The following is a 24,535-nucleotide window of genomic DNA, read 5'->3' as shown; positions in this document are numbered from 1 at the left end:
GTAAATAACTAATCAACTACTATATCTTTTGGATAACGAGTGTGATTACTATAATCAATTTTTTCACTTCCTGTTTGAGGTTTTTGATCCGAACTATATATATATTTTTTATTTCCGTCATCAATAGTGAATTCAATTGTTTTTAATTGATACTTATGTTTAGGTAGCAATCAATTTGATGATAATTTAATTTTTAAATCATCGCCATTTAATTCTGTAATAATATTACTTGTAGGAACATCTTTTGCTCTAACATATCTAGTTCTATATTGTTCATGAGTATTTGTGTCTTCAAATATAATTATAAAACTTTGTTGATCTATACTGTTATAAAAGCTATTATTCATTTTAATTCCAGTAATATTTAGATTAATATTTTTTATTTCAACACCATTGTATTGTTTTTTTTCAACATTAATTATTCCTGGACTAACAGGACTTCCGTTAGTAACTTTAAATCCTTCGTAAGAAGCATAATTATTAGCATTACTAATTCTAATTACATTTTTATTTTCACGTAAAACTTGATCTTTGTTTAATTCGGAATCTGAAAAAATAATTTTTTCTATGTAATAAGTACCTACATGACTAGCATCTTTTGATAAAAACGTAAATCCAAGAGCATTTTCTGTGTTACGTGCATTATCATCAGCAGTTCTTCTTCCTTTTCTTACTTTAGAAATTACTCTATTGTTATTATGATCAAAAGCTACTGCGTAAAGATTTTTATCATTATAATATTCTCCTAAATGAGCAAGAGTTATATCTACAACGTTTTCTTGAGCACCTTTACTTTGATTTGGAGGTAAAACAAATTCTGGTTTTACACCACTTACAGCCCTTCTTAATGAACCTTTAATTTCATTGTACTCGTTGATATCTCTTTCTAATTTTTCAAGTTCTTCATATTTAGCTGTCGGACTATCTTTTAATCTATTTCATGTATCAATAAATTCTTGTTTTTTGGTTTCGGAAATACTTCATTCTTGAAATTTAGTATTTTTAATATTGTTTTTAACTCCATTAATTTTGTTATTAATTTCTGTTTTTATAGAATCTAATTGGCTATATGTTATATTATTTGCATTTACTCTATTTATATATGTTGTTTTTCATTTTGATGTTGATGAATCATTGAATCTATCATCGATTAACTTTTTAACATCTTCACGTTTAGCATCTAATATTAAAGCCTTTAATTCCTCAACTGTAGTTTCTCTGTGTTCTCAGTTTCAACCAATTTGATTTAATCTTCTTAATAATTCATCTTTTTTAGGATTTTGCAATTTATCAATTTCTATTACTGCATCATTACTTAATTTAGCTAAACCATTTTCAGGATCATCTATAACACTATTCATTAATTCTGTTGAATTTCTATCATTTGTTTTAGTTACATCCTGTACTGAATTTCATGCTTCATTTAATTTTTCTTTTATTGTTATAGCTTTTTCGTTAATAGAAGTAATTTTTTCTTTCGTAACATCTAAAGCTTGTTTTAATGATGTAGCCTTTTCTTTAATTTCTTTGTATTTTTCTAATCTATCGATTGCATCCCTAATATATGGATTTAGATTTGTTTCATTTACAACTTTCGGTTCAACTATAGAGTCAAATTTTTGTTTTAAACTTTGTTTTTGTCCATTTCCAAGTTTATTTATTTCGGATAAAGCATCTGTTCTTGTGTTAAATAAATCTTTAACTATTTCATAAGATTTAATTAAACCATTTGGATAGTCTAATTTTGCTTTAATACCTTCAAAACTATCAGCACTTCCTGTATCATATACAAAATTATTAATTCTTCAAAGAGGATCACTTAATTTATAATTTCAAGGTCATCAATGTATATTTTTATTATTTTTGATATTATCATTGAAATATTTTAAGACTTTCTCGTAAACTTTTTTAGTTTCGCTCATTTGTATTAATAAATTATTTATTTTTTCAATGCTTTCAGCTTTATTTGTGTTTAGCATATTTTTAATTCTACTATTGTATATTATTGTTCCATGAATAGTTCCATCTCCATCTTGGGAATCCGATCTAGGGAAAATTATATCAATTTGTCTTTCAAATTCTTTGTATTTTGCGACAGTTTTATCTGCTACATTTAATTTAAAATCTAATAAAGCATCACCAAGAGTGTTGCTCTCGTCATAATTTCCGTTTAAAATATTATTTAATTCTGTTTTTAAATGGTTTCTTGCACCAGGTTGCATTTCATTAATTTTATTATTAACAGATGATAATATTTGATCATTTTTAGTTTTTGCTAATCCTTTAAGTTCATTTAATCTATCAATGCTATTAGTTGTTTCAGCCTCTGTTTTTAATGTACTTCTATTATATGTAGAATCTTTAGAAGGTAATTTTTTAATTTCTGCTAAAGCAGCTTCTCTGCTTAATCTAATTTCTTCTTGTAATGTAGCTTTAACTTCTTCTTCCACTTGAACTAATTGTTCAAATGTTTTTTCGTTAAGTCCACTATTATAGTTTGATTTATGTTTATTATCTACAAGATCTCTAATTTTTTCAATTAATTTTTTAACTTCTTCTAGTTTAATTAATCTTTCGGCTTCTTTATAAATTTTAGCAAAGTCATTGTAATTTTGTTTATCACTATTATCTAAATCATTTTTTAAATTTCTTTTATTATTTTCATCACTTAATTGATTTATTTTTAATAAAACTTCATTTTTCTTTTGAGTTAATTTATTTGTAACTTCATTTTTTAGTTCTTCTAATTTTTGTTCTGTTTTATCGTTTTCAATGTCATTATATTTATTTTTAACACCCTTAGGGTTTACGTTGTTTTCATAATCTTTATGTCATTGACTAACGAATGTTTCGTTTTTGACACTATTGTCAGTTAAATGTATTTTTTCAATTTGAACTTTTACATCATTATTGATTCTATTTAATTCTTCTTGAACCTTATTTGTAGCATCCCTTAATTCTTGAACAGTTGAATTATTTGCATTCTTATTGCTGTAGTTTGTTCTAACATTATTATTTTCATTTAATTTTCTTAATGCGACGCTAAGTTTATTAACTTCAGCATCTACAAGTGGATTTATTCGTGAAGTAACATTTGTTAATTGTTCACCATTTTTAGCAGCATCAATTTGTGCAATAATTGAATCTAATTGTTCATGACCAGCCAACTTATGTCTTGCATTTTCTTTAGCTTGTTTTTTAGCATCTTCTAAATTCTTAGATGCAATTGCTTCATCCATAATATCATTTATTACATCAACACTTGTTGCTTTTTCTAGTTTAGCTTTTAATTCATTTTTCTTTTCAATAGAATCAAGTTTTTCAACTTCTTTTTCGGCATATTTTCTAGCATAAACTAAAGCTTGTTTATGTAATTCTTCAATTTCATGTGCTTTTGTTTTACTATCAATATCACTAGCGTTTGGTTTTGTAGATGTGTTATCACCATTTCTTAAACGTTCAATATCAGTTTTTTTATTTCTTGCTAGAGTATCAAATTCATTTTTAGCATCTTGTGCTATTTTATCGAATTGTTCTTCTGTAACAGCACTTTCTAATAGTGAGTTATACTTATTATTTTTATCATTAGCTACTCTGTCAAATTTTGAAGCTTCTTTTATAGCGTTTTGTTTTTTCGAATTAAGATGATTTTTTGCATCTTCTTTTATACGATCAACTTCTGATTTATCAATATTAGTATTATTTAATCTATTTAAAAACTCTTGTTTTTTAGGATCTTTTAATTTTTCGATTTCAACTCTAGCTTCAGATTTAGCATTTTCTAAATCTTTTTGAGTTTGAATTTGATCTTCAATAGATTTTAATGCATTTTTATCTACAGCATTTTGAATATCCGTTTCAAAAGTTTTATTATCTTGTAAGTTAGCTTCTCTTAATTTTCTTCTTGCTTGTTCTTTATATTCTTCAAACTTTCTATTAGCTTTATCGATTAAATTATCATAGTTAATTTGATCATTAGAATTATTGGCATCACTTAATTCGGTAGCTAATTCTCCGTTAAGTTTATTAGCAGCAGATTCTGCATTAGTCTTAAATTCTTTTAGCTTGTCTTCAACTTCTTTTTTAATGTTTTCAAATTCTGTTTGAGTTCTAGCCTCGTTAAATTTATCTTGAAGACCTTTTTCGCCATTAATTGTTGCTTTAGGAGCTTTACCTTCTGTTAATTTAGTTAAAGCAGTTAAGGCTTCGCTTCTTTTAGCGTTGATGTATTCGTTAGCCTTATCTTTTGCTGCTTTTATAGCGTTTACATCTTTATTTGCTATCGCTGTTTCTAACTCTTGTGTTAATTGTTGTTTTTTAGTTGTTGATTCTTGATTATTACCATCAATTAAGTTAATAGCTTCATTTGCTCTAGTTTGTTCATGTTCAATTTCTTCGTTTTGTGTTTCAACCGCTTCAGAAACTCTTCTTAATAAATCTTTAAGGTTATTTAAATCTGTTTGTTTTTTACTTACGGTTTGACCATCTTGAACCTTGTCTGTACTTGGTTGAACATGGTTTACAATATTGTCAAGCTCATTGTTAAAGTTTGTTTTATTAGCATTATTAGCATGTTCTTTTAATTTTTCTGTTATTTTATCTGCTTCTTTATAAACTTCATTTGCGTTAGCTAATTGATGTAATTTATCAATAGTTTGTGCTTGTTCTAATTCTCTTAATAATTCTTCTTTTCTTGAAGATCCATTTTCTGAAATTTGCCTTCTAATTTCTTCTTTATAGTCATTAAATGCTTTATTAGCTCTTTTTTGAATATCTTCATAAGTTTCTTCATTAGCTAAATTAGTATTAGATCTTTGTAACTCATTGTATAAATCAACAATTGCCTTTAAAGGATTTGATTCTTCTAATGTTTGAGGTAAATCTTGTACATTTATCTTTTTAAGAGATTCATTAGCTGTTGCGCGAACGGCATCTAAAATTGCTTGTGCAGCATCTTTAGCCAATTTAATTTCTTCAAGATTAGTTGCATCAGTAACTTGTTTTAATTTACTATCTTTATCTTGTGTAGAATCTTGATGACCATTTTTTAATCTATTAATTACTGCATTTGCTTCTTGTTTAGCTTCTTCTAGATTATCATCTTGTGTATTTTGAGCATTATTGATTTCTTGTTCAATTTTTATCAATTCATCCAATGTTGCTTGATCGTTTGTTGTTAATCTATCAATTCTTTCATTATAGTCAGATTTATTTTCTTCTCATAATTTATTAAGTTTTTCCTTAAGTTCAGCTTTTTTGTTAATTATTTTGGCTTGTAACTCTAAATCTTTAATTTTAGCAATTGTATTGGCTTCGTTTCCTAGTTTTTCTAATAAGTTAGATTTAGTTGTAGGGTCTTTTATTTTATCTATTTCAGTTTGAGCACTTGTTCTGGTTTCTTGAACAAATTGACTTGCTTGTCTTTGAAGTTCGTTAATTTTATCTTCAGTGATTTCTTTTTCATTAATTTCACTTAATAAGTGGTTATGATTTTCATGACCTTCAGTTAAGTCTATTGCTGCCTTAGCAACTTTTCTTTTATCTTCAATTAATTTTTCTAATTTTGCACTTATTTCTTTAGCTTTTTCAAGAGTTTTTGCGGCATTTAATTCTTCAAGAAGTGTTGTTTTTTGGTTTTTGTTAGCTGCATCAGGTTGTTGTTTTTCACCTGATAATTTTGAGTTAATCTTAGCTTCTAATTGCTCTTTGTATGATCTTAATTCATTTTCTTCTTGTGTTCTTTGATTTTTAACTAAGTCATATAAAGACTTAAGATCAGGTAATCTTGTTTGTCATCTATCATTATTAATAGTTTCTTGACCATTCTCACCTTGAACATTATTTGAATTTATTTTAGCTAATTTGTTTTTGAACTCTTCTTTTTTATCATTAGATTCAATGTTTGTGTTTATTTCTTCGATTAAACTAGATAATTTTTTATTAGCTTCTTTTAATGCATCATTAAGTTTACTAATATTATCAGCATTAGTTTCATTGATTGATTCTAATAATTGTTGTTTCTCTGCACCTTCAGGGAATAATGAATTAATAGAATTTGCGTATTTTTCTCTAATTGAATTTAAGTATTCTTTAGCTTCAACTTCAAAAATATTATTAATGTCATTTTCAGTTCTTGCGGTGTCAACTTTAGCAATTAAGGTATTAAATTTTTCTATTTGGTTTGTTGCAGTTTCATCATTTGTTGTTGTAGGTTTTATTATTCCTTCGATTAACTTTTTGATATCTGCTCTTTTAGTTGAAATTATTTCTAAAGCTTTATCACGTATTTTTAAAGCTTCAGATGCTATCTGTTTAGTTTTTTCAGCTTGTTCTAATTTTTCTATTTCACCTATTAATCTAGCTTTTTCAGTATTATCAGCTAATAAAGCGACTGCATCTTTAGCTTCTTGTAATGAAGATCTAAAATCATTACCTTCTGATTTAGCTTTAGCTTTAACTTCTTCTAATAATGTATTTAAGGATTGCTCAGAGTCATTAGAATTATTATTAATGTTATTTAATCTTGATTGGAAAGTATCTTTCTCATTAGATGCATTTAAATCATTAATTATATTTTGAATTTTTTCTCTTGAAGATTGGTTATTAATTTCTTTTTCAATTTGATTTAATGTTGCTATATCTTTAGCTTCATTAATTCTTGTAGTAAAGTTTTCTTTTTCGGTTGTATTAGTTGAATCGTTTAATGAAGTAACTTTATTTCTTTTATCTTGTAATGCTTTTTGTGCATCTGTAATGACTTTAATAAATTCTGATTCAAAGTTAGCTTTATTTAATTCGTTATTTTGAATTGATTTTTCTTCACTACCTTCAAGACCTTTAATAGCTTCTAAAGCCTCATTACGAAGTTGTTCGAATTTTTGATTAATTTTTGTACGAACTTCTTCTGCTTGAGCATCAGTTCTAGCGTTATCTAATTCTTGTTTTAAAGAATTTTTTAATTCATTATCAACGTTAATTTTTTCAAGTTTAGCATTAATTTCATCTGTCTTTTCTTTAAGTGAATTATTATATTCACTTTTTTTATTTATTTCTTCTTCAATTTTTGCTAATTTTTCTAAAGAATCAATGTTTTCATCATTAATTTTGTTTCTAAATTCTGTTAGTTGGTCATCAAATGTAATTTTTGAAGGTAAGTCATTTAGCATTTGTTCTTTTTTCAATTGAACAGCTATTTTTTTCTTCAAGTCTTTTAATTTTTGGATAGTATTAGCATTAGTAAATTCTTCTTGTAATTTAGCTTTTTGTTCTGTGTTTGTAACTTTTTGAAGTTCAACATCAGTTTCATTATGTTCATCATTAAAAATACTATTCATCAATGTCGTTAAATCTGTAATTTCTTTTTCATTAACAACATCTTTTTTAGCTTCTAATTCTTGAAGTTTAGCTAATTTTGCAGCATGTTCTTGGTCGTTACCAACTAATTTATCTAAAGCTTCATGAGCTTTAGAAAGTCTATCTTCAATTATTTTGTTTACTTCATCAATACGTTGTTTAACTTGTGATTGACTTGTAAGTGGTGTAATATCAGTTGATAAAATATTATTCCCGTTTACTGTTTCTTCTTTTAGTCGTGAAGCTTCGTTAGTTGCTTTTTGTTTATAGTTATTTAATAATTCATTGATATGATCTCTTAATTTATTTAGCTCATTTTCACTATTTGCGGCACCAATTTGTTCTAATGTATTTGTTTTTTCATTTGAACTTTCTTCGATATCTAAAGTAGTATTCGCAAGTTGTTCTAATGAGCTTTTAATATTTTCAAATTCAGTTATTGAAAGATTTTTAAGTCTATCAATATCCGCTTGTGTTTGAGCATCATTAATTTCTGTTACACGATTTTCTTTATTGTTTAATTTATTTGTAGCAGCAATAGCCTGATCTTTTAATGTTTGAATTCTATCTTTTATCGCTTGTTTTGAATTAGCAATATCATTAATGATATTTTGTGCATTTTCAATTTGATCTCTTATTGCAGTTTTTTCAGGTGATTCATCTAATTTATTAAGTTCATTTAAAGCTTCTCTTTTAGCATCTTTAAGTTGATCTTGTTCAATTCTATAAGCTTCTTTAGCGGCTTCTAAACCTTTTCTAGAATCTTCTAATGATATTTGGTCATTAGCTACAATATCATTAAATTTTTGAATATTATCATTTGTAAATAATTTTTTAATTTCTTCTTTTATGGCATCAACATTTGATTTTATTTCGGCTTTTTCAGCTTTAACTTGTTCACTAATTTCATTTTTAATAGCAACTAATGTTTCAACATCGTTAGCACTTTCTATTCTAGCTAAAATGTCTTTAGAAATTTCTTTATCTTGAACATTCTTAAGAGCTTCTTTAGCTTCTTTTTTATGTTTATCAACAAGTATAGCGTAGTCGATTTTTTCTTTTGCAGCATTTAATTCTTGAATATTTTGTGCAGCTTTAACTTCATCATTAAATTGGTTTCACATTGGGTGATCTTTTGATAAGTTTTCTAATAAAGTGTTTGTGTTAACAAATTCATTTGAAAAGAATTCTTCTGCTTTAGATTTAATTTCTTTAAATAATTCTTCAGAATCAGCATTAGCTAATTTAGCATCTAGATCAGAATATTTCTCATCATTACCAACAACTTTTTTGAGTGCATCTTTAGCTTGCTCTTTTAAACCATCTAAATATTGATTAATTTCATCAATAACAGCATTTACAACTTCAGGATCTTTAGTTTCAGATATTCTATTAGCTCAACTATTTTTATTTTCATTTGAATCTAATACTTTAGATAATTTTTCAATCCCACTATCTTTAGCATCTTTTAATTCTTTAGCTTCACGCATTAAATCTGCATCCACTAATGTTTCGATATCATTTAATTCATTTACATTTGTAGCATCTTCAAGTTGTTTAACATAGTCTTTTTTGTCTAATAAATTATCAACTTTTTTAAGAATGTTATCTCTAGTTCTTTCGAAATGTAGTAAATCATCAACTACTTTTTCTAGTTCTTTTGCAGAATCAACGGTATCAAGAAGTATTCTTTGATTTTCAAGTTGTCTACTTTTATCTTGATCCTTAACAAGAGCTAATTTACCTAAAATTCTTTCTTTTATAGCTTCTAGCAATTGTTTTTGGTTAGTAATAAATTTATCTAACTCTTTATTTGTTTCATCTAATTTTTGATTTACTTCTTCTTGACTAATATTATCTTGATTATTAGCATCTTTTAAATCGTTATCTAATCTTGTATTAAATTCAGCTTTTTTAGCTTTATCATTAACGTTTTTCTCAACAAAATCTTTTAATTGTAAATATTTTAAATTATTTGCATTTTCAAAATCTGCGTATTTATTAGCTTCAGAAGTTAATAACACTAATTCAGCGGATGTTTTAGCTTTTTCTAACTCTGTATTAAATTCATCTTTTTTAACGTTATGTTTAACTCTGTTGATTGCTTCTGTTGCTTTTTCTTTATCTAATTGGAATTGATATGCTGTATCAACTTGATCTTTTAGTTTAATAACTTCATCTAATGTTGAAGCATTTTTTAAATCATTAACAAATTTGTCTGATTGTTCTTTATTTGTTAGTTTTTTAGCTTTTGCTATTGCTTCTTTTTTGTATTCTTCAAAGTTTTCTAAAGCTTTTGCTTCATTTAAAATATCAAGTAATACCCCCGCATTTGTGTTAGGGTCTTTTTTAGCATCATCTAAACGCTTTTGTAATTCTGCTCTTTTTTCTGGATTTTCTTCAATTTTACTAATTTCATTTTGAGCTTCATTAATTAAATCTTGAATATATAAATCTATTTGTGCAGCAATTTCAATAAATTCAGATTCTTTAACTGCTTCAGCTATTCTAGAAGCAAAATTGTTTTTTCTTTCAAAATCACCATCTAATTTGCTAAGTTTATCTTTAGCTTTTTGTTTTTGTTCAGATAAAATTTTTGCAGCTTTATTAGCTACAGTATTAACTTGATCTACATTTTTTGCATCATCTAATTCAACTAATAATTCATCTTTTCTAGGATTGTTTAATAAATTAATTAATTTTTTAGCTTCATCCTTGTTCATTTTTAGTTCAATAGCATCATTGATCTTTTTCTCGAGCTTGTTTAATTCTTGAATATCTTCAGCATTATTGATTTTATCTAAAAATTTGTTTTTTGTCTTTTCATCTAAATTAGAATTTGTTACTTTTACTATTAATGAATCTTTTTTGAATTTAATAAATCCGGCTGCTCCGGCGTTTTCTTTTAAGTATTTTTCAATTTTCTTTTTAGTTTCTAGTAGCTTATCAATTGATTCTGTTTGAGATGCCACGTTTATTTCTTCTTCAAAATCATTATGTGTTTTTTCATCTTTAACTAATGAATTTAAATCCATAACTTGATCTTTTAACTTTTGGAATTCTGATTTAGATTCTTCTTCTAATATTTTGTTTATTTTATCTTCAATTTCAGGTAATTCATCTAAATTACTTGAATTTAAATCACGTAAAATATTACCTTTTGAGTAAACATCATTAATTTTACCTGCTAAATCAGACAATCTTTTATACTCTAATAATTCTTTATTCAACTCTTTAAGGGCTAAAATATTATCTCCAGCTTCATTTAATTTATTAGTAAATTTTTCTTGTAATGCTAAAGGTAATTGATCAATTAAATCCTTGTCAAGTTTTTTTCATTTTTGAATTTCTTCATTTTGTTTATCTAAATAATCTAGTAAATTTTGTTTTGTTTGACTTGTGTTATTTAAAATAGATTTAAAATTAGATTTTAAATCATTTGATATTTTATTTAAATATTCATCCTTTATGTTTGAATCTTGAATTTGAGTTAATAATTTTTTAATTTCTTGTGCATTAAATAGCGATTTATTATAATCGTTTAGTTCGAAACCATTTTCATTATTTTTATATTCATTTTCTCTATTAAGTACTAAATTTGAATCATCATTTGATAATAATTTTTCTTTTTCAGAAATTGATTCTTTTAATTTATCTAAAATGTTATTTTTAATTTTGTTTAATTTAACAAATTGCTCTTTATTTCTAAAATTAGGTTCTAGTTTTGAAAAGTCAGAACTAAATTTTTCTTTTTCAATACTTAATTTAGAAATTAATTCTTTTAAAATTTTATATTTCTGTTCATAATCATTATTTTTACTACTTCAAGTTCATAAAATTGCTATCGCTGTAGCAACTGATATAGCTGCAGCTGCACCAGATAATAAAACAGTTGTTTTATTTTTAATTTTTGACATAATTACCCCTATATTTTTATTAATAAATGTTGTTCTTATTCTAGAATAAGTTTATTCATTATATCAAATTTAAATTTCAAAAATATTAAATATTTATTTTATTTACAAAAATCAAAAACAACTATAATATAGGGCTTAAACGACATATTTAACTTTTAATTTAAATAATTTTTCTAAGTTAATGTTTAAAAAAATAACTTAAAAAATACATTTTTAATTAATGAACTTTTAAATAAAAATATATTTTCTTTATTAATAAAAATTCTTTATATAAAAACAAAAAAATAGTCACTTTTGACTGTTCATAAAACGAAATATCAAGTGCAATACTTACATGCTTGGTATTTTTATTATAACTTAAAATAATTAGGAGTTTTTTAGTAAAAATGACATTATTTATATTTGTAATAACTATTAAAAATTTCGATTTCTCTATAGGCACGAAGAAACTACACCGTTATCTAAAAGTAGTGTTAAAATTGTTTGTTAGGATTTTTATTTAGATATTAAGGATAGTTTTCTTTGATAAATTCTTAGTCAGATGTTTTTCAATCTAAGATTTCTCTAGTCATATTACTTATTTTATAAACTATTATTCAAAAGTTATTGTATTGAAATCAAATCCCTTTTTAAATTCACATGAAATTGATGAAACATTTCTATTCAATTCTATATCAATACTCCTTAAAGAATAGTTATTTTCAATGCTTTTTTGTATGAAGAATCTTTCTTCTTTAGTAATTTGCTTGTATTTTTTGTTGTATATAATACATATGGTTCCTCGGTCGTAGTGGATCCATTTTTTATTAAAAAATTTCAAGTGCCCCACATTTCAATTTTATATAAATTGTGTTGTACTTGAAATTACAATTTAGCAACGGAAGAACCTGAATTCTTTCATTTTTATTTTATAAACATCATTGATTTTTGTTTTTAAACAAATACTTTCTATCTACTATTTTATTTAAATTTCGTTAAAAAAGTTAACAAACTTAATTGTTAACTTTTAAAAGTTTTAGTCTGCTACTATATTATTATTTATAAAAGTATGATCTGAATAGTCTATTTTTTCACTTTCAGGATAAACTATTTGATCTGGGCTATATACATAAGTTTTATCATTTAATATAAATTCAATTGATTTTATCTTATAACTATGACCAGTAAATAATAAATTAGTAGATAATTTAAATTTTAAATTATTATTACTATCAATTTCAGCATAAATATCAGTTGAAGTTGATTGTCTATTTAATGGTCTTAGTCTATATTGTTCATTCGGATTATTATCAATAAATGTGATTATGATACTATCGTAATTTAAATCTTTTTGAGTAAGATTTTTTATTTTTAGTCCAGTAATATCTAAATTATTGTGTCTTTGTTCTAAACCATTAAATCTATTTTTTGTAATTGCCATTGTTCCCGGGAAAATATGAGAAGAAGTTATAACCTTAAATGCTTCATATTTAGATAAATCATGACTATCACTTGTTAAAATTATATTTTCTTGTTGAGCTTTAACTTGATCATCATTTAGTGTCGAATCAGCATAAATAACTTTTTCAATTTTATATTCACCTACATGATTAACTTTGTTTTTAGGGAATACAAATGAAAGTCCAGATTTTCCTAGACGATTAATGTCATCTTGTGTTCTAGTTCCGCTTCTTCCTGTAGAAACTACTCTGGTATCATCATTAATATTTTTAGCAATTGCATAGAACATTTTGTTATTATAATGTTCTCCTAAATGTGCAAATGTAATATCTACAATAGCTTCACTTATTCCAGAATCTGATTCTAAAACAAATTCAGGTCTTGTTCCGCTAGTTGCTCTTTTGTTTGAACCGTTTATTTCGTTATATGCATTTATATCACGTTCAAATGCTTCTAGTTCTTCAAATTTAGCAGTATTACTATCTTTTAAATTATTTCATCTATTAATAAAATCATCTTTCTTGTTTTGAGCAATTTGTCATGTCTCAAAATTGGTTGATATAATTCTATTTTTGACATCATTAATTTTCTTATCAATTTCTCTTTTTATAGTTTCTAGTCCATCATATGTTTTATTATCTTGATCCACTTTTCCGTTATATAAATTTATTAAATTAGATGTATTAAATCTATCGGTAATTAATTTTTTAACTTCTTTGTATTTCTCGAACACCCTATTCGAATCATTTATCTTATCGTCCACACTTCTTTCACTATCAATTTGATCGTTTACTCTATAACGAGCTTGTGTAACACGATCTAAATTATTTATAATATGATTTAAGCGAACAACTTTTTCATCAATTATAGGTTGAACATATCTAGAAACTGAACTATATTGATCTTCAGTTGCTGAATCATTGTTTGAATATCCTTTATGTAATAAATATTCTTGATCTTGCCTCACGTTTAAACGTGCTATTGATCTTTTAGCATCATCTTGTTTTGTTCTTAAATAAGTTTTTAAGTTTGCTAAACTTGTTCTAACAGTTTCAATAGGTTGTGTTTTATTAATTTGGCCTTTATATGTGTTTTTAGTATTTTGAGATAATCTATTAATATACGGTTCTGCTTCTTCAATTAATTTTTGTCTTTCAATTTTAGTTATTAAAGTTTCTAAATCTGATCTTGATGTGGCTTGATTTAAACTTGTTATGAAATCTTGTTTTTCACTATCTGTTTTTATTTCATTGATTTGACCTTTAATATCTCTAACCATTTTAATTAAACCGTTAGTATTATTTGAAATATTATTATATAAACCGTTAGCTGTTGTAGATTCATTATTATCACTTGGTTGTCCTAGTGAATTTGTTCTTTCTCATTGTGATACTAATGTATTTTTTAGTGCTGTTGCACCCTCAAAATTAGAAGGTTCTTTCAATTTAGCATCAATTTCAACTAATTTTGATTTAAGAGCCTTCATTGCTTCTATTTTATTTTTAACTATTTGAATTTCAACATTATTAGGTTGTCATTTATGACGATTTAAGGTATCTTCGTTTCAATCGCTTATTTTTTGATGTTCTAATAATGTATTTGCAATTCTTTTAGCTTCACCAACATAATTGAAAATATCTCTATTTCTTATCATTTGATTTTTTAAGTTTTCTAAAGTGCTTTTTATAGAATCAAAGGTCATATTAGAAATATTTGGAACAGATGAATTTGTCGATATATTGAATAGTGCTCTTCTAAAATCATTTTTTGCAGCTTCTCTTGCTTCAACATTATTTTTAATACCTTCATCATAAAGAGTTTTATCAGCATCATAAGCCGCTTTTAATTCTCTTGTATTAGCAATAATTTGATCAATCTCTTCAATTGTGTCAGCTTTATTAGTGCTATAGTTATGATTTATCAATCAATCTCTATATCTTTGTGTTCCGCCATTATCTAAATTACCATTCCCGGATGCGGGGAAACTAGAATCAATAAGACTTTGTAACTCTCTTGATTTATTTACAGTATTTACAGCAAGTGATTGTAAAGCAAGTAATTTATCACCTTTAGTATCATTATCAGGATGTTGTTGAGCGTTTATAATAACATCTTTTTTACTATTTAAATCACCTCTAGCTTGTTCTGGCATTTCGTCAATTTTTGCTTGTAAATCAGAAAGTATTTTATCATTTTTTGTTTTAGCTTGATCTTTTATAGAAATAATGTTATCTATATTTTGAGAATTATTAATTTGGTTAAGTCAATTAGCTCTATTGTAGCTCGCAACTTTTGAAGGTAACTTCTTAACTTCTTCAATAGCATTATTTCTTGCAATTTGAAGTTCTTTATTTAATGTTGCTTGAACTCTATTTTTTATTTCTTCTAATTGTGCATAATTCTTAGAGTCCAATCCTTCATTGTAATTTTCACGTTTCTCACTAGGTATATAATCTTTTAACTTAGCGATTAATGCTTTCACTTCTTCAAGTTTTTGTCTTCTTTGTTCTTCAGTTTTACCTGTTAAAACTTCTTTGTAAATTTCTGCTAATTTATTATATGTTTTATTAGAATCAAGCTCAACTTCCCTTTTTAATCTTTCTTTTAAATCGGAGTTTTCAAGTGCTTCTATTTTACCTTTAACAAAAGCTTTTTTAGTATCTAAAAGTGTATTAACTCTATTTGATAATTCTTTAAAATCTCTTTCATATTTATTGGCAACTATTTCATCGAATCTATTCTTTACACCTTTTGGATTAGCGTTTTGATAATCTCTATTTCATTCCTGGATAAATGATTCACCTTGAACTTGATTGCTTGTTAAATGAATTTTTTCTATATCTGCTTTTGTAGCATCTTCTTTTTTCTTTAATTCGGCTTCAACTTCTTTAACAGCGTTTCTTAATTCTTCTACAGAATTATTATTTGCGTTTTTATCTCTATGTGTAACTTTAACGTTATTTGTATCTTCTAATCTTCCTAAAGCTGCTACAAGTTTATTTGCTTCAGCATCTAAAAGCGGAGTTATTTGTGAAGTAGCATTTGTTAATTGTTCATCATTTTGAGCCTCATCAATTTGTCTAAGAATATCTTGCAGTTTTTCATGTCCTGCTAATTTAGTATTAGCATTTTGTCTTGCAATATTTTTAGCATTTTGGAAGTCATTAATTGCTTTGGCTTGATCAGTAATATCATTTATTACATCAACACTTGTTGCGGCTTCAAGTTTTCTTTTTAATTCATCACGTTTTGGTTCAGAAATTTTATCAATTTCTTTATTAGCATAAGCTTTTGCATAATTTAATGCTTGTTTAAGCATTTCTTCAACTTCAGAAGCTTTAGTTTTAGTATCAACATCTGCAACGTTTGGTTTCTGTTGTGTGCTATCACCCTCTCTTAAACGTTGAATATTTGTTTTTGTATTTCTAACAAGATTATCAAATTCGTTATTAGCGTTATTTTTAATATTTTCAAAATCTTCTTCAGTAACAGCTTCATTGTATTTGATGTTATATTTATTGTTTGGATCATTATCTGTTTTATCAAATTTAGCCGCAGCTATTTTTGCTTCTTGTTTTTTCTGTTCAAGATAATTAATAGCTTCTTGTTTTAATTGATCCGCTTTTTCTTTTGTAACATCATTTTGATTAAGTTGATTTAGAAGTTCTGTCTTTTTAGGGTCTTTTAATTTGTTAATTTCAATTCTAGCTTGTGATTTAGCAGTTTCTAATTCTTTTTGTTCTGCAATTTTTCTTTTAATTTCTTCTAGTTTCTCTTTATTTTCAGCATTATTAATATCATCTGCATAAGTTTTTTGATCTTCTAAATTAGCTTCACGTAATTTTGCTCTAGCTTCTTCTTGATATTGTTCAAACTTAGCATTAGCTTCATCAATTAAATCATCGTAATGTTTTTGATCATTAGCTTGTATAGCTTCAGTTAATTTTTGAGCTAACTCACCACCAATTTTCTCATTAGCTTTTTCTGCTTTAGCTTTAAATTCTTTTAGCTTATCTTCAACTTCTTTTTTAATGTTTTCAAATTCTGTTTGAGTTGTAGCATCATTAAATTTATCTTGTAGACCTTTTTCACCATTAATTGTTGCTTTAGGTACTTTACCATCTGTTAATTTATTTAAAGCTGTTAAAGCTTCATTTCTTTTAGCGTTGATGTATTCGTTAGCTCTATCTTTAATTGCTTTTATAGCGCTTACATCTTTATTTGCTATTGCTCTTTCCAACTCTTGTTTTAATTCTTGTTTTTTAGTTGTTGCGTCTTGATCATTACCGTCTATCAAATTAATAGCTTCATTTGCTCTAGTTTGTTCACGTTCAATTTCTTCGTTTTGTGTTTCAACCGCTTCAGTAACTCTTCTTAATAAATCTTTAAGATTATTTAAATCTGTTTGTTTTTTACTTACGGTTTGACCATCTTGAACTTTATCTGTACTTGGTTGAGCATGGTTGACAATGTTTTCAAGTTCATTATTAAAGTTTGTTCTTTCAGCGTTATCAGCATGCTCTTTTAATTTTTCAGTTATTTTATCTGCTTCTTTATAAACTTCGTTAGCATTAGCTAATTGATGTAATTTATCAATAGTTTGCGCTTGTTCTAATTCTCTTAATAAATCATCTTTTTTAGAAGATCCATTCTCTAAAATTTGTCTTCTAATTTCTTCTTTATAATCATTAAATGCTTTATTAGCTCTTGTTTGAATATCTTCATAAGTTTCTTCATTAGCTAAATTAGTATTAGATCTTTGTAACTCATTGTATAAATCAACAATTGCTTTTAAAGGATTTGATTCTTCTAATGTTTGAGGTAAATCTTCAACATTTATTTTTCCAAGAGCTTCATTTGCTAATGTCTGATCGGCATCTAAAAGTGCTTGGGCAGCATCTTTAGCTGTTTTAATTTGTTCAAGATTAGTTGCGTTAGCAACTTTTTCTAGTTTGTTAGTTTTATCTTCTGTAGAATCTTCATGACCATTTTTTAACCTGTTGATTACTGCATTTGCTTCTTGTTTTGCTTGTTCTAAATCATTATCTTGTTTGTTTTGAGCATTATCGATTTCTTGTTCAATTTTTACCAATTCATCTAATGTTGCTTGATTATTTGTTGTTAATGCATCTATTCTATCTTTATAGTTAGATTTATTTTCTTCTCATAATTTATTAAGTTTTTCTTCAAGTTCATCTTTTTTGTTAATTATTTTAGCTTGTAACTCTAAATCTTTAATTTTAGCAACTGTATTAGCTTGGTTTCCTAATTTTTCTAATAAGTCAGATTTAGTTGCAAGATCTTTTATTTTATCTATTTCAGTTTGAGCATTTGTTCTAGCTTCTTGAACAAATTGACTTGCTTGTCTTTGAAGTTCATTAATTTTATCTTCAGTAATTTCTTTTTCATTAATTTCACTTAATAAGTGGTTATGATTTTCATGACCTTCAGTTAATTCTATTGCTGCCTTAGCGACTGTTCTTTTATCTTCAATTAATTTATCTAATTTTGCGCTTATTTCTTTAGCTTTTTCAAGAGTTTCTGCAGCATTTAATTCTTCTAGAAGTGTTGTTTTTTGGTTTTTGTTAGCTACATCAGGTTGTTGTTTTTCACCTGATAATTTTGAGTTAATCTTAGCTTCTAATTGCTCTTTGTATGATCTTAATTCATTTTCTTCTTGTGTTCTTTGATTTTTAACTAAGTCATATAAAGACTTAAGATCAGGTAATCTTGTTTGTCATCTATCATTATTAACAGTTTCTTGACCATTCTCACCTTGAACATTATTTGAATTTATTTCAGCTAATTTGTTTTTAAACTCTTCTTTTTTATCGCTAGATTCAATGTTTTTGTTTATTTCTTCGATTAAGCTAGATAATTTTTTATTAGCTTCTTTTAATGCATCATTAAGTTTATTGATATTATCAGCGTTAGTTTCATTGATTGATTCTAATAATTGTTGTTTTTCTGGACTTTCAGGGAATAATGAGTTGATAGAATTTGTGTATTTTTCTCTAATTGAATTTAAGTATTCTTTAGCTTCGACTTCAAAAATATTGTTAATGTCTGTTTCTGTTCTTGCAGTTTTAACTTTTGCAATTAAAGCATTAAATTTTGCTGTTTGGTTTGTTGCAGTTTCGCTTGCACTTATTGTTGGTTCTATTATGCTTTTAATTGAATTTTCAATTTCCACTCTTTTGGCTGCTAATATTTCTAAAGCTTTATCACGTATTTTTAAAGCTTCTGATGCTATTTGTTTAGATTTTTCAGCTTGTTCTAATTTTTTTATTTCAGCTGTTAATCTATCTTTTTCTGTATTGTTATCAGCTAATAAAGCCACAGCATCCTTAGCTTCTTGTAATGAAGATCTAAAATCATTACCTTCCACTTTAGCTTTTGTTTTAACTTCTTCTAATAATGTATTTAAAGCTTGCTCAGAATCATCAGAACTATTATTAATGTTATTTAATCTTGTTTGGAAATTATCTTTTTCATTTGATGCATTTAAATCATTAATTATATTTTGAATTTTTTCTCTTGAATCTTGGTTATTAATTTCTTTTTCAATTTGGTTTAATGTTGCTATATCCTTAGCTTCATTGATTCTTGTGCTAAAGTTTTCTTTTTCATTTGTATTAGTTGAATCATTTAATGCAATAACTTTATTTCTTTTGTCTTGTAATGCTTTTTGTGCATCTGTAATAACTTTAATAAATTCTGATTCGAAGTCAGCGTTGTTTAATTCATTATTTTGAATTGATTTTTCATCACTACCTTCAAGACCTTTGATGGCTTCTAAAGCATCATGACGTAGTTGATCGAATTTTTGGTTAATTTTTGTACGAACTTCTTCTGCTTGAGCATCAGTTCTAGCATTATCTAATTCTTGTTTTAAAGAATTTTTTAATTCATTATCAACGTTAATTTTTTCAAGTTTAGCATTAATTTCATCTGTCTTTTCTTTAAGTGACTTATTGTATTCACTTTTTTGATTTATTTCTTCTTCAATTTTTGCTAATTTTTCTAATGAATCAATGTTTTCATCATTAATTTTATTTCTAAATTCTGTTAATTGGTCATCAAATGTAATTTTTGAAGGTAAGTCATTTAACATTTGTTCTTTTTTTAATTGAACAGCTATTTTTTTCTTCAAGTCTTTTAATTTTTGAATAGTATTAGAATTAGTAAATTCTTCTTCTAATTTAGCTTTTTGTTCTGGGTTTGTAACTTTTTGAAGTTCAACATCGGTTTCATTGTGTTCATCATTAAAAATACTTTCCATTAATGATGTTAAATCTGTAATTTCTTTTTCTGTTACAACGTCTTTTTTGGCTTCTAATTCTTGAAGTTTAGCTAATTTTGCATCGTGTTCTTGATCATTTCCAACTAATTTATCTAAGGCTTCATGAGCTTTAGAAAATCTATCTTCAATTATTTTACTTACTTCGTCAATACGTTGTTTTACTTGTGATTGACTTGTTAATGGTGTGATATCAGTTGATAAAACATTATTTTCGTTTACTGTTTCTTGTTTTAGGCGTGAAGCTTCGTTAGTTGCTTTTTGCTTGTAATTAGTTAATAATTCATTAATGTGATCTTTTAATTTATTTAGCTCATTTTCACTATTTGCAACACTAATTTGTTCTAATGTATTTGTTTTTTCGGTTGAACTTTCTTCAATATCTAAAGTGTTATTTGCAAGTTGTTCCACTTCGCTTTTAATATTATTAAATTCATTTATTGAAAGATTTTTAAGTCTATCAATATCAACTTGTGTTTGAGCGTCATTAATTTCTGTTACACGATCTTCTTTGTTGTTTAATTTATTTGTAGCTGCGATAGCTTCGTCTTTTAATTTTTTAATTCTATCTTTTATTGCTTGTTTTGCATTAGTAATATCATTAATGATGTTTTGTGCATTTTCAATTTGATCTCTTATTGAAGTTTTCTCAGGAGATTCATCTAATTTATTAAGTTTAATTAGAGCTTCTCTTTTAGCATCTTTAAGTTGATCTTGTTCTATTTTATAAGCTTCTTTAACGGCTTCTAAACCTTTTCTAGAATCTTCTAATGATATTTGGTCATTTGCTACGATATCATTGAATTTTTGGATATTATCATTTGTAAATAATTTTTTAATTTCTTCTTTTATAGCATCAACATTAGATTGTATTTCAGCTTTTTCCGCTTTAACTTGTTCACTAATTTCATTTTTAATAGCAACTAATGTTTCAACATCGTTAGCACTTTCTATTCTCGATAAAATATCTTTAGAAATTTCTTTATCTTGAACATTCTTAAGAGCTTCTTTAGCTTCTTTTTTATGTTTATCAACAAGTATAGCGTAGTCAATTTTTTCTTTTGCAGCATTTAACTCTTGAATATTTTTTGCAGCTTTAACTTCATCATTAAATTGGTTTCACATTGGGTGATCTTTTGATAAATTTTCTAATGAAGTGCTTGTGTTAACAAATTCATTTGAAAAGAACTCTTCTGCTTTAGTTTTAATTTCTTTAAATAATTCTTCAGAATCAGCATTAGCTAATTTAGTATCTAGATCAGAATATTTCTCGTCATCTCCAACAACTTTTTTAAGAGCTTCTTTAGCTTGTTCTTTTACAGTGTTTAAGTATTGATTAATTTCATCAATAACAGCATTCACAACTTTAGGATCTTTAGTTTCTGACACTCTATTAGCTCAATCATTTTTACTTTCGTTTGAATCTAATACTTTAGATAATTTCTCAATCGCATTATCTTTAGCATCTTTTAATTCTTTAGCTTCACGCATTAAATCAGCATCAACTAATGTTTCGATATCTTTTAATTGATCTACATTTGTAGCATCTTCAAGTTGTTTAAGATAGTCTTTTTTATCTAATAAATTATCAACTTTTTTAAGAATGTTATCTCTAGTTCTTTCAAAATGTAGTAAATCATCAACTACTTTTTCTAGTTCTTTTGCAGAATCAACAGTATCAAGAAGTATTCTTTGATTTTCAAGTTGTCTACTTTTATCTTGATCTTTAACAAGAGCTAATTTACCTAAAATTCTTTCTTTTATAGCTTCTAACAATTGTTTTTGGTTAGTAATAAATTTATCTAACTCTTTATTTGTTTCGTCTAATTTTTGATTTACTTCTTCTTGACTGATATTATCTTGATTATTAGCATCTTTTAAATCGTTATCTAATCTTGTATTAAATTCAGCTTTTTTAGCTTTATCATTAACATTTTTTTCAACAAAATCTTTTAATTGTAAATATTTTAAATGATTTGCATTTTCAAAATCTGCATATTTATTAGCTTCAGAAGTTAATAACACTAATTCTGCTGATGTTGTAGCTTTTTCTAACTCTGCATTAAATTCAGCTTTTTTAACGGTATGTTTAACTCTATTGATTGCCTCTATTGCTTTTTCTTTATCTAATTGAAATTGATATGCTGTATCAACTTGGTCTTTTAGTTTAATAACTTCATCCAATGTTTTAGCATTATTTAAATCATTAATAAATTTGTCTGATTGTTCTTTATTTGTTAGTTTTTTAGCTTTTGCAATAGCTTCTTTTCTATATTCTTCAAAGTTTTCTAAAGCTCTCGCATCATTTAGAATACCAAGTAATATTCCTGCATTTGTGTTAGGATCTTTTTTGGCGTCATCTAAACGTTTTTGTAAGTCTGCTCTTTTTTCTGGATTTTCTTCAATTTTATTAATTTCGTTTTGAGTTTTATTAATTAAATCTTGAATATATAAATCTATTTGTGAAGCAATTTCAATAAATTCAGATTCTTTAACCGCTTCAGCTATTCTAGAAGCAAAATTATTTTTTGTTTCAAAATCACCATCTAATTTGCTAAGTTTATCTTTAGCTTTTTGTTTTTGTTCAGATAATATTTTTGCAGCTTTATTAGCTACAGTATTAACTTGATCTATATTTTTTGCATCATCTAATTCAGTTAATAATTCATCTTTTTTAGGATTGTTTAGTAAATTAATTAATTTTCTAGCTTCATCCTTGTTCATTTTTAGTTCAATAGCATCATCGATTTTTTTCTCAAGTTTATTTAACTCTTGAATATCTTCTGCGTTGTTGATTTTATCAATAAACTTATTTTTTGTCTTTTCATCTAAATTAGAATTTGTTACTTTTTCTATTAAAGAATCTTTTTTGAATTTAATAAATCCTTCTACCCCAGCATTTTCTTTTAAATATTTTTCTATTTTCTTTTTAGTCTCTAATAACTTATCGATTGATTCTGTTTCAGATGCTACATTTATTTCTTCTTCAAAATCATTATGTGCTTTAGAATCTTTAACTAATGAATTTAAGTCGATTACTTGTTCTTTTAATTTTTGGAAGTCAGATTTAGATTCTTCTTCTAATATTTTATTAATTTTATCTTCAATTTCGGGTAATTCGTCTAAATTACTTGAGTTTAAATCACGTAAAATATTACCTTTTGTATAAACGTCATTAATTTTATCCGCTAAATCAGACAATCTTTTGTACTCTAATAATTCTTTGTTTAATTCTTTTAATGCAAAAATATTATCACCAGCTTCATTTAATTTATTAGTAAATTTTTCTTGTAAAGCCAATGGTAGTTGATCAATTAAATCTTTATCAAGTTTTTTTCATTTTTGAATCTCTTCATTTTGTTTATTTAAGTAATCTAATAAACTCTGTTTTGTTGCATTGGTATTACTAAAAATAGATTTAAAATCAGATTTTAAATCTTTTACAATTCTTTTTAAATATTCATCTTTTATATTCGGATCTTGAATTTGAGTCATTAATCCTTTAATTTCTTGTGCATTAATTAACGATTTATTATAATCGTTTAGTTCGAAACCATTTTCATTATTTTTATACTCATTTTCTCTATCGAAAACTAAATTTAAATCATTTTCTGATAGTGATTTTTCTTTTTCAGAAATTGATTCCTTTAATTTATCTAAAATATTATTTTTAATTTTATTTAATCTAATAAATTGTTCTTTATTTTTAAATCTAGGTTCAAGTTTTGAAAAATCAGAGCTAAATTGCTCTTTTTCGATACTTAATTTAGAAATTAATTCTTTTAAAATTTTATATTTTTGTTCATAATCATTATTTTTACTACTTCAAGTTCATAAAATTGCTACCGCTGTAGCAACTGACGCTACAGCTGCAACACTTGATAATAGTATAGTTGTTTTACTTTTATTTTTTGACATAACTGCTCCATTTTAATTGATAAACGATATATTTACTTATTCGTAACTTTGTTTTTTTATTATATCAAATTCATATTTTTGGAGTATTAAATATTTATTTTATGTAAAAAACAAAAACACTTATATATAGTTATTAGATACACATATTTAACTTTTTATTTAAATAATTTATTTTAATTTCATATTTAAACTATTATTTTAAGTCATAAATTTTTAGTCAAAAGTATAAATATTAATTGATAAATTCTAAAAATAATTTTCGTATTAATAAAAAGAAAAAAACAGTCATTTTTCGACTGTTTTAATATATTTTATATTATAAATAAACTTATCTATTTAAACCATAAACTATAATGTTTTGTACATCATGTTCATCATAATTAATTTTCTCACTAAAAAGTATTAGTTTTCCGCTTTTTATATAAATGTTAATCATTTTATTTAATACAAATAAAAATAACTGGGGAGATTCTTTGAAATTAAAATATAACTTTTATTACAGAGTTTTATTGTGAATTTTCAAATTTTGATTTTTTAATAAAAAAATCAAAAAATAAATAAAAAACGAAATAGTAATTCTTTTACTTTTGAACTTCATTAAATTATA

Annotated in this window: 2 protein-coding genes; both read right to left on the bottom strand. The window is 25.4% G+C overall.

Annotation, left to right across the window (positions count from 1 at the left end):
- Nucleotides 1–8: 8 nt before the first annotated feature.
- Nucleotides 9–11,270, bottom strand: a complete 11,262-nt coding sequence (locus HTZ87_RS00815) for a hypothetical protein (RefSeq protein WP_174892678.1) — start codon at nucleotides 11,268–11,270, stop codon at nucleotides 9–11.
- 1,015 nt (nucleotides 11,271–12,285) lie between these two features.
- Nucleotides 12,286–23,928, bottom strand: a complete 11,643-nt coding sequence (locus HTZ87_RS00810; protein WP_174892677.1) for a hypothetical protein — start codon at nucleotides 23,926–23,928, stop codon at nucleotides 12,286–12,288.
- Nucleotides 23,929–24,535: the final 607 nt, after the last annotated feature.

The sequence above is a fragment of the Mycoplasma sp. OR1901 genome, assembly GCF_013348745.1.
GTDB lineage: Bacteria > Bacillota_I > Bacilli_A > Mycoplasmatales > Metamycoplasmataceae > Mycoplasmopsis.
Note: the sequence above shows the minus strand (reverse complement) of the source record. Positions and strands in the feature narration are given on the sequence as shown.